The organism is Pseudomonas sp. N-1-13, assembly GCF_057787095.1.
In genome coordinates this window covers 125068-140051 of record NZ_JBYNRI010000001.1, presented here as the reverse complement: position 1 = coordinate 140051, position 14984 = coordinate 125068, and the positions used below count along the sequence as shown (strand labels likewise).

Annotated in this window: 12 protein-coding genes; 3 read left to right on the top strand and 9 right to left on the bottom strand. The window is 60.6% G+C overall.

Annotation, left to right across the window (positions count from 1 at the left end; all coding sequences use genetic code 11):
* Positions 1-56: 56 nt before the first annotated feature.
* The 4 genes from sutA to glnK form a co-directional block, all read right to left on the bottom strand.
* Entirely contained in the window at positions 57-380 is a 324-nt protein-coding gene (gene sutA, locus AC3I65_RS00615) for a transcriptional regulator SutA (protein ID WP_014340827.1), read from the bottom strand.
* A 101-nt stretch (positions 381-481) separates the two neighbouring features.
* Entirely contained in the window at positions 482-907 is a 426-nt protein-coding gene (locus AC3I65_RS00610) for a secondary thiamine-phosphate synthase enzyme YjbQ (protein ID WP_047226195.1), read from the bottom strand.
* A 212-nt stretch (positions 908-1119) separates the two neighbouring features.
* A complete protein-coding gene (locus AC3I65_RS00605) occupies positions 1120-2445 on the bottom strand; it encodes an ammonium transporter (RefSeq protein WP_047226138.1) in 1326 nt (441 codons plus the stop codon).
* A 33-nt stretch (positions 2446-2478) separates the two neighbouring features.
* A complete protein-coding gene (gene glnK / locus AC3I65_RS00600) occupies positions 2479-2817 on the bottom strand; it encodes a P-II family nitrogen regulator (RefSeq protein WP_002555808.1) in 339 nt (112 codons plus the stop codon).
* A 412-nt stretch (positions 2818-3229) separates the two neighbouring features.
* Here glnK and AC3I65_RS00595 point away from each other — a divergent pair, with 412 nt between their 5' ends.
* The gene (locus AC3I65_RS00595) at positions 3230-3490 is read left to right on the top strand and encodes an accessory factor UbiK family protein (protein ID WP_160893875.1); all 261 of its coding nucleotides are present in this window, start codon (positions 3230-3232) and stop codon (positions 3488-3490) included.
* Between the two features lie 86 nt (positions 3491-3576).
* Here AC3I65_RS00595 and AC3I65_RS00590 read toward each other — a convergent pair whose 3' ends face one another.
* The gene (locus tag AC3I65_RS00590; protein WP_160893877.1) at positions 3577-4854 is read right to left on the bottom strand and encodes a sensor histidine kinase; all 1278 of its coding nucleotides are present in this window, start codon (positions 4852-4854) and stop codon (positions 3577-3579) included.
* A gap of 276 nt (positions 4855-5130) precedes the next feature.
* Here AC3I65_RS00590 and AC3I65_RS00585 point away from each other — a divergent pair, with 276 nt between their 5' ends.
* Positions 5131-6624, top strand: a complete 1494-nt coding sequence (locus AC3I65_RS00585) for a YifB family Mg chelatase-like AAA ATPase (protein WP_047226141.1) — start codon at positions 5131-5133, stop codon at positions 6622-6624.
* A gap of 6 nt (positions 6625-6630) precedes the next feature.
* On the opposite strand, the gene AC3I65_RS00580 is transcribed toward AC3I65_RS00585, so the two are convergent.
* From AC3I65_RS00580 to AC3I65_RS00570, 3 genes are all read right to left on the bottom strand, one after another.
* A complete protein-coding gene (locus AC3I65_RS00580; RefSeq protein ID WP_305467065.1) occupies positions 6631-7845 on the bottom strand; it encodes an aldose 1-epimerase family protein in 1215 nt (404 codons plus the stop codon).
* Positions 7846-8360: 515 nt separating this feature from the next.
* Entirely contained in the window at positions 8361-10337 is a 1977-nt protein-coding gene (locus AC3I65_RS00575; protein ID WP_047226143.1) for a methyl-accepting chemotaxis protein, read from the bottom strand.
* Positions 10338-10525: 188 nt separating this feature from the next.
* A complete protein-coding gene (locus AC3I65_RS00570; RefSeq protein WP_047226144.1) occupies positions 10526-11446 on the bottom strand; it encodes a LysR substrate-binding domain-containing protein in 921 nt (306 codons plus the stop codon).
* Between the two features lie 159 nt (positions 11447-11605).
* Here AC3I65_RS00570 and AC3I65_RS00565 point away from each other — a divergent pair, with 159 nt between their 5' ends.
* Positions 11606-13003, top strand: a complete 1398-nt coding sequence (locus AC3I65_RS00565; RefSeq protein WP_047226196.1) for a NorM family multidrug efflux MATE transporter — start codon at positions 11606-11608, stop codon at positions 13001-13003.
* 41 nt (positions 13004-13044) lie between these two features.
* Here AC3I65_RS00565 and AC3I65_RS00560 read toward each other — a convergent pair whose 3' ends face one another.
* Positions 13045-14715: a putative bifunctional diguanylate cyclase/phosphodiesterase gene (locus AC3I65_RS00560; RefSeq protein ID WP_047226145.1), complete on the bottom strand. Its 1671-nt coding sequence runs from the start codon at positions 14713-14715 to the stop codon at positions 13045-13047.
* Positions 14716-14984: the final 269 nt, after the last annotated feature.

Genomic DNA, 14984 nt, shown 5'->3' with positions numbered 1-14984 from the left:
CCCATGAAAAAGCCCGCAGCGACGGCGGGCTTTTTCAGCAAGCAAGAAGCAGATGCTCAGATCGGGCGGCTGCCGTACTTGTTGTCCGGTTTCTTGGGCGGATCCGCAACAACGTTGGCCTCCACTTCCTGCACTTTACCGCCTCGGGCCAGGAACTCCTCCATAGCCTTGGCGAGCGCATCACGCTCCTTGTTCTTGGCCTCTACGCTCGGCAACTCGTCGACCGAAACCGCCGCCTTGGCCTTGCCTTTGGCGGTTGGCGCCGGTACATCGGCCCCATCGTCATCGGCGACGTCTTCAGCCGCCGCTTCCAGGCCTTCTTCGGTCTCGTCTTCGTCACCTACTTCGAGGTCGTCGTTTTCCAGATCATCGTCGCTCATGTTCTACCTCATGACTTGCGAAAAGCAGATTAGTTATAGCCCAGCTTCGCCGTCTGTCGAAGGCTGCCAGAAAAAATTCAACATCCGCCGGCAATCAGCGGTTACTCCCCATCACCGTACAAAGTGGCGAGGACTTTACGAGCACCGCCATGATCACGGTGCTCGCCCAGATAAACACCTTGCCAGGTACCCAATGCCAACCGTCCCGCCGTGACCGGCAGGCTAAGCTGACACCCCAGCACGCTGGCCTTGAAGTGCGCCGGGAGGTCGTCCAGGCCTTCGTCGTTGTGCTCATAATCGGCGGTTCCTTGTGGGATCAGCCGATTGAAAAATCGTTCGAAGTCTCGACGCACCGCCGGATCGGCGTTCTCGTTGATGGTCAACGAGGCCGAGGTATGCTGCAGCCACAGATGCAACAGACCGACACGACATGCCCGGAGTTCAGGCAGGCCGGCGAGCAACTCGTCCGTTACCAGATGAAAGCCCCGAGGCCTTGCCCGCAGGGTTATCAGCGTCTGTTGCCACATACAGATCTCCGCACGTTCGGCGCGCATTCTAGCGCGCTCTGGGAAAAAACAAAGGGCCTAATACGCCTGCTTTGGTGTAAGCCGATGGCGGTAGAAAAACCCATGTCGCGTACATAACAAAAGACGTCGGAAAAACCGGCACATCCTGTGAGCAATGACAAACTCCAGACAAAAAAATGCCCGGCGAACCGGGCATTTTTTATTGCGTGTACTTACAGATTGTAGCCACGCTCGTTGTGCTGGGCCAGGTCCAGGCCGACCGCTTCTTCTTCCTCGGAGACACGCAGACCCATGACGGCGTCCAGGACCTTGAGAATGATGAAGGTGACGATCGCGGTGTAGATCACCGTGAAGCCTACACCCTTGAGCTGAATCCACACTTGCGCGCCGATATCAGTCACGGTGCCGAAGCCACCCAGGGCCGGCGCTGCGAACACACCGGTCAGGATCGCGCCCAGGATACCGCCAATGCCGTGCACGCCGAAGGCGTCCAGGGAGTCGTCATAGCCCATTTTGCGCTTGAGGGTAGTGGCGCAGAAGAAGCACACCACACCCGCCGCCAAGCCGATGACCAGGGCGCCCATCGGGCCCACGGTGCCGGCAGCCGGAGTAATCGCCACCAGACCCGCCACCACACCCGAGGCAATGCCCAGTGCGCTTGGCTTACCGTGGGTGATCCACTCGGCGAACATCCAGCCCAACGCCGCAGCAGCGGTTGCAATCTGGGTAACCAGCATTGCCATACCGGCGGTGCCGTTGGCCGCGATGGCGGAACCGGCGTTGAAGCCGAACCAGCCTACCCACAGCATGGCCGCACCCATCAAGGTGTAACCCAGGTTATGCGGTGCCATCGGGGTAGTCGGGAAGCCCTTGCGCTTACCCAGTACCAGGCACGCCACCAGGCCAGCAATACCGGCGTTGATGTGCACCACGGTGCCGCCAGCGAAGTCCAGCACACCCCAGTCCCACATCAGGCCGCCGTTGCCGGACCAGACCATGTGCGCAATCGGTGCATACACCAGGGTGAACCACACGGCCATGAAGATCAGCATGGCGGAGAACTTCATCCGCTCGGCGAACGCGCCGACGATCAGGGCCGGGGTGATGATGGCGAACGTCATCTGGAAGGTGATGAACACCGCTTCAGGGAACAGGCCAGTCAGGCTACTAGGCGTGAGGCCCGCCAGGAATGCCTTGTTCAGACCGCCGACGAACGAATTGAAGTTGACGACGCCCTGCTCCATCCCCGTGGTGTCGAACGCAATGCTGTAGCCATAAATGACCCACAGGATGCTGATCAGACCGGTAATGGCAAAGCATTGCATCATCACGGAAAGAATGTTTTTCGACCGAACCATACCGCCGTAGAACAGCGCCAGGCCGGGAATAGTCATGAACAGTACAAGAATTGTGGCAGTGAGCATCCAGGCAGTGTCGCCGGAGTTCAGGACTGGGGCTGCCGCTTCTTCTGCCATGGCCAGGCCAGGCGTTACGAAGGACAACAGGGCTCCTAGCCCTGCGAATTTACGCAGAGTCATATTGTTTTCTCCTGGGGCGTTGGGTTTGGCGGCTTAGATAGCGTCGGTATCGGTTTCGCCGGTACGGATGCGAATAGCCTGTTCCAGATTGACCACAAATATCTTGCCGTCACCAATCTTGCCGGTATTGGCGGCCTTGGTGATCGCCTCGATAACCCGGTCCAGATCCTTGTCGTCAATGGCGACATCGATCTTCACCTTGGGCAGGAAATCAACCACGTATTCCGCGCCGCGATACAGCTCGGTGTGACCTTTCTGCCGACCGAAGCCTTTGACCTCAGTAACGGTAATGCCCTGCACGCCGATTTCGGACAGCGACTCGCGCACGTCGTCCAACTTGAACGGCTTGATGATGGCAGTGACTAGCTTCATGAAACTTTCTCCCGAATTGGTGGACTTGCCCCAGGAAAACAAACCCGACTCAAGTCTAAGCGCAGTGCCTGGCTTTGTAACGCATCGTCGGCCCAAGTTGCCCGACCGGTGCCAGCTAACCACTCTGACGAAGCTCCCCGCCTCGCCGGCTGCACTGCATTCGTCACAGCGACTGCATCAGTGCATGGGTCATCAGCCACTAAGCAGAAACCTTGCCATCTGTGCCCAAACCTTCTGATTTCAGTCTCTTACCCACTGTGCCGGCTCGCGCCGCACCCCGAACAGGAACAATACGCACAACAACAGTGCGGCGATGCCCGGTCCAGTGCGCGAAAAGCGTGCACTCCTTGCTCGCCAATTGAATATAGACGCTGCGTGATACACTGCCCTCATCGTTTTCAGGACACCTGCCATGCTTGCGCCCAAAGACCTCCTCGACGCCCTCAGCGGCCACGCCTCCCGCCTGTTGAGCGGCGACACACCCCTGCCCAAAAGCGAAATCGAAAGCCAGTTCAAGGCCCTGCTACAAAGCGGGTTCAGCAAGCTGGATCTGGTCAGCCGGGAAGAATTCGACAGTCAGATGGTCGTACTGGCCCGGACCCGGGCGCGGTTGGAGAGCCTGGAGGCGAAAGTGGCGGAGTTGGAGGCGAAGATAAATCCTCCTACCAAATAAAATCCCCAGCAGGAGCTGCTGAAAGCTGCGATTTTTTGTCTCGCTCCCCTGCAACGCTTTTTTGCCGAGACCTCAAGCCGACTAGGTCAGCCACTCGCGGCTCGCTGAGATTGACCTTGGGCCAGCGCAAGCGGCAACTCCAGGGTAAAGAGCGCGCCCTTGCCCGGCCCCGCGCTCTGCACTGTCAGCTCGCCGCCCATCTCGTGCGCAGCCAGAATGCAACTGTGCAGGCCAAAGCCGTGACCGTCGGCACGCGTCGTAAAACCATGCTCGAACACCCGGTTGAGATTGTCCCTGGAGATACCCTCGCCGTTGTCCTCGACCTCGATCCGCACACGCTTGTCGTCAGTGGCCTTCAGACGCAGGGTAATGCGCGACGGTCGATCCGCCACCGAATCAAGCGCCTGCTTGGCGTTGTTGATTAGATTGATCAGTATTTGCAGCACCTTGTGCTTGTCCAGCGACATCATCGGAATATCGGCGAGCTCCTTGATCAGCGTCACATGATGACGCGCCAGGGACACATCGCAGATGCGCACCACATCCTCGATCAGCTCTCGCAGCGAACCCGGCTCCAGCACGCTGGAGTTACCGGCATAGGACTGCTGGGTGGCGACGATTTCCTTGATATGGTCGATGCTCTTGGTCAGCTGCACCAACTCATCGATCATGCTCCGCTGCTCGGCTGCCAGGGCTTCGGCCAACTTGCCAAGATAGCCGGGTAGCGCGCGACCTTTCGGATCGCTGCTGATAAAGGCGCCGAGATCATCGGAATGCTCCTTCATCAATTCAGCAACCCTGATCACCCCCTGCCCCTTGGATGCGTGCACTTTCTCGTACAAGAGTCGGGCTGACACATTGACGCTATTGAGTACATTGCCCACGTTGTGCAGCACATTGGTGGCGATTTCCGCCATACCGGCCCGGCGCGCGGTAGTGACCAGTTCGGCCTGCGCCTCACGCAACTCGTCATTGACCCTGGCCAGTTGCTGCGGGCTGGGGATCTTAAGGGCCGCAGGCACTAGCCGAACCAGCAGGATGGCAGTAATCACCGAGGCGATAGCAGTGATTACCTTAACCAGCGCCGACAGCCAATAGTAGGGCTGCCAGATGGTCAGGATTTCCATCACATGGCTGGTCCCGCAGGCCAGGATGAACACACCAAAAGCCGTCAGCATCCAGTCAAAAGGCACGTCTTTGCGCTTGTGGATAAAGTACAGAAGGGTGAAGGGGATGGAGATGTAGGACAGGGTGATCAAGCCATCGGCAATGACATTGGTCCACAGCAAATCCGGCCGCCACATATAGCAATGCCCATGGGGTATAAAGCGCTTGTCGGTTAACAGAGCCAGCAGATCGTTCATGGGCCACTCACTCCCTGTGCCGTAGATGCCGATTGGACAAATCGGAGTCTAGCAGGGGCTGGGGCGGTCATTTCGAAGGCTCCGTGAAACGACCGCAGAGCCCTGCTGAACGAACGCGCGCCCTATCGCCATCGTGTTCGCGGGGGTGATCGGCCATTAGTAACCGCAACATCCTGGCAAAATTTTCGCCTTCGATTGCCCCACCGAAAGCCTATCCCACGACTAACCTTCAAGAGCCGCAGGACGCGGCCCCTTATTCACTCAAGGAACGATTGCATGTCGCTCGCCATTGTCCATAGCCGCGCCCAGGTGGGGGTGGAGGCTCCTGCCGTTACCGTTGAAGTCCATCTGGCCAATGGCTTGCCATCACTGACGATGGTCGGCTTGCCTGAAGCGGCGGTGAAGGAAAGCAAGGACAGGGTACGCAGCGCGATCATCAATTCGGGCCTGAATTTCCCGGCGCGGCGCATCACGCTGAACCTGGCGCCGGCGGATCTGCCCAAGGACGGCGGGCGGTTCGACCTGGCGATTGCCCTGGGGATCCTGGCGGCCAGCGTACAGGTGCCAACCCTGATGCTGGACGATGTGGAATGTCTCGGGGAGTTGGCGTTGTCCGGCGCGGTGCGCCCGGTGCGCGGTGTGTTGCCCGCGGCGCTGGCGGCGCGCAAGGCCGGGCGTACGCTGCTGGTGCCGCGAGCGAATGCCGAGGAAGCCTGTCTGGCATCGGGGCTGAAGGTGATCGCGGTGGACCATTTGCTCGAAGCGGTAGCCCACTTCAATGGCCATACCCCGGTGGTGCCTTATGTTTCCAACGGGCTGCTCTCGGCGAGCAAGCCCTATCCTGACTTGAATGAAGTACAAGGCCAGGTCGGGGCCAAGCGCGCATTGCTGATCGCCGCTGCGGGAGCTCATAACCTGTTGTTCAGCGGACCACCAGGCACCGGCAAGACATTGCTGGCGAGTCGTTTACCGGGGTTGTTGCCGCCACTGGCTGAAAGTGAAGCCCTGGAGGTCGCCGCGATTCAGTCGGTCGCCAGTTGCGTACCGTTGAGCCATTGGCCGCAGCGCCCGTTTCGTCAACCGCATCACTCGGCGTCCGGCCCGGCGCTGGTGGGTGGCGGCTCAAAGCCGCAACCGGGAGAGATCACCCTCGCCCACCATGGCGTGCTGTTTCTCGATGAACTGCCGGAGTTCGACCGCAAGGTTCTTGAGGTCTTGAGGGAGCCGCTGGAATCGGGCCACATCGTGGTTTCGCGCGCTCGTGACCGGGTGCGCTTTCCGGCGCGTTTTCAGTTGGTGGCGGCGATGAATCCCTGCCCCTGTGGATACCTTGGCGAGACCAGTGGCCGATGCTCGTGTACGCCGGACATGGTGCAGCGCTACCGCAATAAACTCTCCGGCCCCTTACTGGACCGCATCGACCTGCACCTGACCGTCGCCCGGGAAGCCACGGCGTTGAGCCCCAAAAGCGAATCCGGTGCGGATACGGCTACCGTAGCCGAGCAAGTGGCCGAGGCCCGCGAACGCCAGCAAAAGCGCCAGGGCTGTGCCAACGCGTTCCTGGATCTGCCGGGTTTGCGTCGGCATTGCAAGTTATCCACAACCGATGAAACCTGGCTGGAAACCGCCTGCGAACGACTGACCCTGTCGCTGCGAGCCGCCCACCGCCTGCTCAAGGTCGCCCGTACGCTGGCGGACCTCGAGCAAGCGGATCGAATCAGTCGGGAGCACTTGGCCGAAGCATTGCAGTACCGGCCCGCCACGCCCTGATGGGCATCATGGCTTGCTCAGGTCCACCAGCGGCGTATTTCGTACTTCGGTTTCCTGGGCGCCCTGGATTTCATCGATACGTTTGAGGGCTTTATCCACGGCACCTTTATCAGCCAACAGGCTGTAGTGGATCTGGAACTGCTTGTGCTCTTTTGGCGCGATGGTGGGCACCAGGCCCAGTGGCCGTTGATACCGGCGGTTATAGGAAAAACTGGTGCCCGGCTCCAGCCCGGTCACGTAACCCTGACCTTGGGTATCGGTGTTTTTCCACAGGGAGAACACGGGGAGCGTGCCGGTGTTGAAGCCCACCGATACACCGAGGCTACCGGCCTTGTTGTGCAGCACGGTGAGGGTGTCGCCCTTGGCATCGGCATAAGGCACGACGTTGTAGACGGTTTCGTCGTAGTCCTTGGTTGGCCCTCGGTAGGTTTGCCAATCCGCCAGATCGCCCTTGGCCTTGTCGTTGAACGGCGAGACCTGCTTGACCGGCGCCGCGAAGCGAGCCCCCTGCTCCAGGAACGGTGTACTGAAATTGCTGTGGTAAAGCGCTTGGTATTCCTTCGGATAGTCGCCGTTGTTGGTCAGCGTGTCCTTGAGTGCGAAGCTCACGCTGCCGGGCTCGGTCAGCAGTTCGGTTTGTACCGAGAAATCGACTTTCTTGAAGGCTTGTTCCTTCAGCTCGCCCCGCAGAGTAATCGCATAGGGCGGTTTTTCATCGATGTGCAGCGTCACTTTGTTGGCCGGGATGTTGGCGGCGCGGCCATGCAGCGTCAGCAGCTCGCCGTTGTCCATGCCGGGATGGCCGACCCATTCGTAGCCACAGCGGGTCACCAGCTCGTTGAAGCCTTCGAGCCAGCCCAGTCCACCGCGGCCGTTGAGCTCAATAAACGATGGATTGACCACTTCCTTGACCGGCGAATCCCAGCCCATACGCACTTCACCGACCGAGGCCTGCAGCACGTTCATGCCCCGTGTTGGGACGACCGAGAGCTTCATCGTGCCGTTGTCGATATCGACGATGCTGACGCCTTCCTGCCGACCGCCATGCAGGGTGCGCATTGTCACGGAAAAGGGCTTGTCGGTTTTCACGCCTAGCTGCTGGCTGGTGATTTTCCAGGGCTGAGCGGCTTTATCGGTGTCGAGCAGGACGTAATCCCAGGCCATGGCGTGGGACGTAGCGCCCAGGGCGCTGAGGGCAATGACAAGTTTGAGCGGAGTCATAAGGGCAGCCTTTTCTTGGAGTTGTGCGGTTTTTATAGACTTGAAGAAACGTTTCAGCAAGCTTAAAAACAGCGATAACCTTGAAAGCCGCAAACGCCCGTTCGCCGCCAAGCCTCTGTGGGAGCGAGCCTGCTCGCGATAGCGGTGGGTCAGTGGCGGGGATGTCGGCTATGCCGACGCCTTCGCGAGCAGGCTCGCTCCCACACTGGTCAGGGATGGCCGCAAAATCTTCGTTCGCCGCCAAGCCCCTGTAGGAGCGAGCCTGCTCGCGATAGCGGTGGGTCAGTGGCGGGGATGTTGGCTATGCCGACGCCTTCGCGAGCAAGCTCGCTCCCACACTGATCGGGGGATGGCCGCAAAACCTTCGTTCGCCGCCAAGCCCCTGTGGGAGCGAGCCTGCTCGCGATAGCGGTGGGTCAGTGGCGGGGATGTTGGCTATGCCACTGTTGTCGCGAGCAAGCTCGCTCCCAGAGGGATCTGGGGTGAACTTGCTCGCGATGAGTCTGCAGGACGCCTCAGCGGAACCGGTCAACCTCTTTGCGCAGGTCCTGCGCCAGTTTTTCCAGTTCCTTGGCGGTGATCGCCAGGTTCGAGACCACTTCGCGCTGTTCGCTGTTGGCCATGGCGATGCTTTGCAGGTTGCTGCTGAGCAGGGTCGCGGTGCTGCTTTGCTCCTGAGTGGCGGTGGTGATCGCCGCGAATTGCTGGCCTGCCGAGCGGCTTTGCTCGTCGATGCGCGCCAGGGCCGAGGCCACATTGGCATTGCGCGACAAGCCTTCTTGCATCAACAAGTTGCCTTTCTCCATCGTACTGATGGCGTTACCGGTTTCCTGCTGGATGCTATTGATCATGCCGGAAATTTCGTCAGTGGCCTGACGGGTACGGGACGCCAGGCTACGAACTTCGTCAGCCACTACGGCAAAGCCCCGACCCTGCTCACCCGCACGGGCGGCTTCGATGGCCGCGTTGAGCGCCAGCAGGTTGGTCTGCTCGGCGATCGAGGTGATCACCCCGACGATGCCGCCGATTTCCTGGGAGCGCTGGCCCAAGGTGTTGATGACCGTGGCAGTGCTGTTCAGTGCGCCAGCAATTTGCTCCAGCGACGAGGATGCTTCATCCATCGACGTACGACCGATGCGGGTTTGCTGGGCGTTATCCTGGGCCAGGCGTTCGGTATTGCCCATGTTATCGGCGATGTTCAACGAGGTCGCGCTGAACTCTTCCACTGCGCCAGCCATGCTGGTGATTTCGCCGGACTGCTGCTCCATGCCCTCATAGGCCCCGCTGGACAACCCGGACAGGGCCTGGGCGCGGCTGTTGACCTCTTGCGAGGCCTTGCGGATATGTTCGACCATGGTCGACAGGGCCTGGCTCATCTGGTTGAAGGCACGGGCCAACTGACCGATTTCGTCGTGGCTCGACACATTCAGACGCACGCTCAGGTCGCCGGCGCCCAGCGCCTCGGCCTGGCGCACCAGATCGCCCAGCGGGGCCAGTTTGCTGCGCAGCAGCCACACCGCCGAGCCCACGGCCAGCAACATGGCCAGCAAGCTGCCGATAGCCAGTTGCGTACCGACACTCCAGGTCACGGCGCGAATCTCGGCTTTCGGCATGCTCGCCACCACCGCCCACGGACCGTCCTCGAACGGCACGGCAACGCTGTAGAAATCTTCAGCGGTATCGCTCCAGAACACACCTTTGCCTGGCTTCTTGACCAACTCCTTGATGGTCCCGGTCGCCTGCTCCAGCGCCTGCACACCCGCTGGCGGAACCAACCATTTGTTTTGCTCATCCAGTACCGCCAGCGAACCGGTCTGACCGATACGGAAGCGCTTGAGGTTCTCGAACTGGGCGTTCTGTGCGTCGGTGTAATCGAATCCCACATACAACACGGCAATGATCTTACCGCTGCTATCGCGTACGGGGGTGTACTGCGACATGTAGAAGCGCCCGAAAAGCAGGGCCCGACCAATGTAGCTCTGCCCACTCATGACCGGGGCATAAGCCGGGCCGGCACGGTCGAGCAAGGTGCCGATCGCCCGCGAACCGTCCTGCTTGGTCAACGAAGTGCTCACGCGGATGAAATCGTCGCCGCTACGCACGAACACTGTCGCCACTCCGGCGGTCGTCTGCCTGAACTCATCAACTTCCTTGAAGTTGTTGTTCAGCACTTCGCTGCCCAGTCTCAGGGTTGGAGCCTGCACGCCTGCCACCGCGACCGGCTCATCCGGGTGCACGCTCAGCCCCGCGCTGAAGCGTTTATCGAACAGCCCGCTCAATCGCTGCGTGCTTTCACGCAGGGTGCCATGGAACGTATTGAGCTGGTCGGCCATCAGACGCGCTTCGCTGGCCAGGTGTTCTTCACGGGTCGCGAGGTTGGCGGAGTCCAGCGAGCGCAGGGCAAAGACGGTGCTGCCGGAGATCACGATCGCCAGTATCACGGCAAGGGCTAGGCCCAGCTGTGAGGCGATTCGGGCACGAGGTTGAGACATGACGGCTCCTAGCCAAGTGACCGGATCATCCTGATCACGTCGCACACTCGGCAATTTTATTCGGGTGATATGTAGGCAGTCCCTTTCTAATACGAAAGTACTACTCCCACACATTCGGCGGCGAAACCGAATACTTGAGCGCTTTGGAAGGAATAATGCCAAGTGGCTAGCACGGGCGCTTCAACGATTCAGCCCAGACGCTTTACGTCGGGTAATTGCATGGCCTTCACTTCGCCCTGGAGAAAATCGCTCAGACGGCGCAAACGTTCACCTCCTGGACGGGTTTTCGGCCAGACGAGGTAATAGTGCTCGCCGCTGGCGACGGCGGTAGGCCATGGCAGACTCAAGCGCCCTTGGGCCACGTCCTCGGCCACCATCAACAGATCACCCATGGACACGCCGTAGCCGCGCGCCGCGGCGATCATGCCCAGTTCCAGCGTATCGAACACCTGCCCGCCCTTGAGCGAGACCTGATCGGACAGACCCATGCGCGAAAGCCAGTTGCGCCAATCACGACGGTCCGGCGTGGGATGCAGCAATTCTGCGCTGGCCAACCGCGCCACATCCCAGGGCTGGTCGTTCAACAGGTTCGGTGCGCCTACCGGAATCAGCTCCTCGGGAAACAGCAAGCTTGCCTCCCAGTCGCTAGGAAAATGCCCGTTGCCCAGTAATACCGCGCAATCGAAAGGCTCGGTGTTGAAGTCCACTGAATCGACGTCCATCCAGGCGCTGGTCAGCTGCACTTCATTGCCGGGCTGAAGATGCCGGAAGCGGCTCAGGCGTGCCAACAGCCAACGCATGGTCAGCGTGGACGGCGCCTTCATGCGCAGGATGCCATCTTCGCCGTGCAAGGTATGACAGGCCCGTTCCAGCGCCATGAAACCCTCACGCACGCCCGGTAGCAGCAACCGCGCCGCTTCGGTCAACTGCAGGTTGCGACCACTGCGCTGGAACAGCCGACAGGCAAAGTGCTCTTCGAGTGTACGAATATGCCGGCTGACGGCACTTTGAGTAATCGATAGTTCTTCGGCCGCCCGGGTGAACGAGCTGTATCGCGCCGCCGCTTCGAATGCCCGTAACGCATAAAGAGGAGGGAGACGACGAGACATCGGGAAAAGCTCCTATGGCGATATTTACGCACCCTATCAGAAAGTTATCAGCATGAGTTTTAATCATGCCAGTGATCGCTTTTATCCTTTTGTGCAAACCGCTGAGAGCGCCGAGAATCGCCGTTTTACAGCCTTGTTTGAACATGGAGTGTGATGATCATGCGGCATCCGGTGCGAATCGAACTGTGGGCTATCCTGCGGCTGGCAGGGCCGTTGATTGCCTCGCAGTTGGCGCACATGCTGATGGTCCTGACCGACACCCTGATGATGGCGCGCCTGAGTCCCGAGGCCCTGGCAGGCGGCGGGCTCGGAGCGGCGACCTATTCATTCGTGTCGATTTTCTGCATCGGTGTGATCGCCGCGGTGGGCACGTTGGTGGCGATTCGGCAGGGTGCCGGTGATGTCGAAGGCGCCACCCGACTGACTCAGGCCGGGTTGTGGCTGGCCTGGTTGATGGGGTTGGTGGCCGGGCTCCTGTTGTGGAACCTCAAGCCGGTACTGTTGCTGTTCGGCCAGACCGAAACCAATGTCCTGGCCGCCGGCCAGTTCCTGCTGGTGCTGCCATTCGCCCTGCCCGGCTATCTGAGTTTCATGGCCCTGCGCGGCTTTACCAGCGCCATTGGCCGGGCTACCCCAGTGATGGTGATCAGTCTCGGCGGCACGGTGGCCAACTTCCTGCTCAATTACGCACTGATCACCGGCATGTTCGGCCTGCCAAAACTGGGCCTGATGGGAATCGGCCTGGTCACGGCCATCGTCGCCAACTGCATGGCTCTGGCCCTGGCCTGGCATATTCACCGGCATCAAGCCTACCGCGCTTATCCGTTGCTCAATGGTCTGTCGCGGCCCAATCGCCAGTACCTCAAGGAACTGTGGCGCCTGGGTCTGCCCATTGGCGGCACTTACGCAGTGGAAGTCGGGCTGTTCGCGTTCGCCGCGCTGTGCATCGGCACCATGGGCAGCACGCCATTGGCAGCGCACCAGATCGCTCTGCAGATTGTCTCGGTGGCATTCATGGTCCCGGCGGGAATGTCATATGCGATCACCATGCGCATCGGCCAGCACTATGGCGCCGGGCAACTGCTGATGGCACGGCTGGCCGGTCGGGTCGGAATTGGCTTCGGCGCAGCGGTCATGCTGGCGTTCGCGATGGTGTTCTGGTTGCTGCCAAACCCATTGGTCGGCTTGTTCCTGGACCACGACGATCCGGCGTTTCGCGGAGTAATCGAGCTGGCGGTGAGCCTGTTGGCGGTAGCGGCGTGGTTCGAGCTGTTCGACGGTGCGCAAACCATTGCCATGGGCTGTATCCGTGGGCTCAAGGACGCCAAGACCACCTTCCTGGTGGGCCTGGGCTGTTATTGGCTGATTGGCGCACCGGCGGCATGGTGGATGGCCTTCCATCTGCACTGGGGCCCGACCGGCGTCTGGTGGGGCCTGGCCCTTGGTCTGGCCTGCGCGGCGGTGAGCCTGACCCTGGCATTTGAGTGGAAGATGAAGCGAATGATCCGCAGTGAGCCTCTGCGGCACCAGGGCTTTGAAACTGTCCAGGCCGACTGAAATCCCATGCGGGAGCAGGCTCGCTCCCACAAGGCTTGGTGTCAGCCGATTTCCAGCACCGACTGCTGGCTGCCGTCAAACGTCAGGTATTCCACCAGTTCCGCCAGGGGCAACGGCTTGCTGATCAAAAAGCCCTGCACCTGGTCGCAGCCGTAACCGCGCAGCAAATCCAGTTGCTCCCGGGTTTCCACGCCCTCGGCCACCACTTCCAGGTTGAGGTTGTGGGCCAGGTTGATCATCGCATGGACCAATTTGCGATTTTCCTCGCGCTGCTCCATGCCACCCACGAAGCTCTTGTCGATCTTGAGCAAGGCGATGGGCAGGCTGTTGAGGTGCACGAACGAGGAGAAGCCGGTGCCGAAATCGTCCAGGGAAAAGCGCACCCCCAGGCGACCCAGGGCGTCCATGGTCTGCTTGACCAGTTCGCTGCGGCGCATGACGGCGGTTTCGGTGAGTTCGAATTCCAACCACTGCGCCTCGACACCGCGTTCGGCGATCAGGCGGCTCAGGGTCGGCAGCAACTGGCTGTCCTGGAACTGCCGGAACGACAGGTTGACCGCCATGTGCAGGGGCGCCAATCCCCTTTCACGCAGCGCCTGCATGTCCCGCAATGCCCGGGAAATCACCCAGTAGCCCAGCGGTACGATCAGCCCGCTCTGTTCGGCCAGTGGCACGAACTCACTGGGAGGCAATAGCCCGCGTTCGTTATGACGCCAGCGCACCAGGGCTTCGAGGCCGACGATGGTGCCGCCATCGAGGCTCAGCCGGGGTTGGTAATGCAACTCCAGCTCGTCGCGCCGCAGCGCCCGACGCAACTCGCTCTCCAGGTCGGCGAGGCTGCGGGCGTTACGATTGATGCGTTCGTTGAAGATATGAAAGGTGCAGCCCTGGGTGCTCTTGGCCTGCTGCATGGCGATATGGGCGTGCCACATCAGCGGGTCCGCGCCGGCCTGGGCGCGAGCGTGGGCGATCCCCAGGCTGCAACCGATCAGCAGGCTTTCACCATCGACCCAATAAGGTTCGGCCATGGCTTCGGTGATGCGCTCGGCCATCCACTCAGCCCGCTGAGGCGCCCGGCGGGTGTCGATCAGCAGCGCAAATTCGTCGCTGCCCAAGCGCGCCAGTTGATCGCCGGCTTCAAGCGAACCTTTGAGCCTCGATACTACTTGCAGGATCAAACGGTCACCGGCCTGGTGGCCGAGGGCATCGTTGGCATGACGGAAGTTATCCAGATCCAGATGCCCGAGCGCCAGGCCACGGCCTTCGTTTTCCGCCAGGCGCGCCGCCAGCAGGGTCTGGAAGCCCTGGCGATTGGCGATGCCGGTCAGCGGATCCTGTTCGGCAAGCCGCTGCAGCGTGTTTTCCAGCACTCCGCGCTCGCGCACATGGCGCAGGCAACGGCGCAGAGTGGCGCCATCGAGCACATCACGTACCAGCCAATCGCTGACACCATCAGGTGCAGTGGTGGGCTCGTGCTCGAGCAACAGGACCGTCGGCAAACGGCAACGACCGGGTGCCGGCTGCAACGCCGCGACGGTCAACAGCACCGCGTTGTGGTTGTCTTCGAACAGGCTGCTGACCGACTCCCAGCTCGGAGCACTGATCAACACGACCGACGGCCCCATGGGGGCCAGGCACTCGCGCAAAATCGCTGACCATACCGGCTCTTCGGCCAATAGCAGCAAACGCAAGGGTTCGACAGACGTTGACAAGCTGACTCCCTAGACTCTGCAAGGTAATAGGCGCAGGGCATTATGACCTGCTGACCGCTAATGACCAATGCCAATGGTTCTCAAACACTTGCTTCAGACGGCTTTTCTTACCCTCGAAGCCGAACGCTGGACGCCCATTCGCCCCACATCCTGCGTGAAAGTAACAAAAGCGGCAAATGACAATGCAGTGTTGCGTCACAAGTCGGACAGAGCAGCACAATTCTGTGAGCCTGTTAAAATGCCGGCCCATTTCGCAAACGACTCCCTGA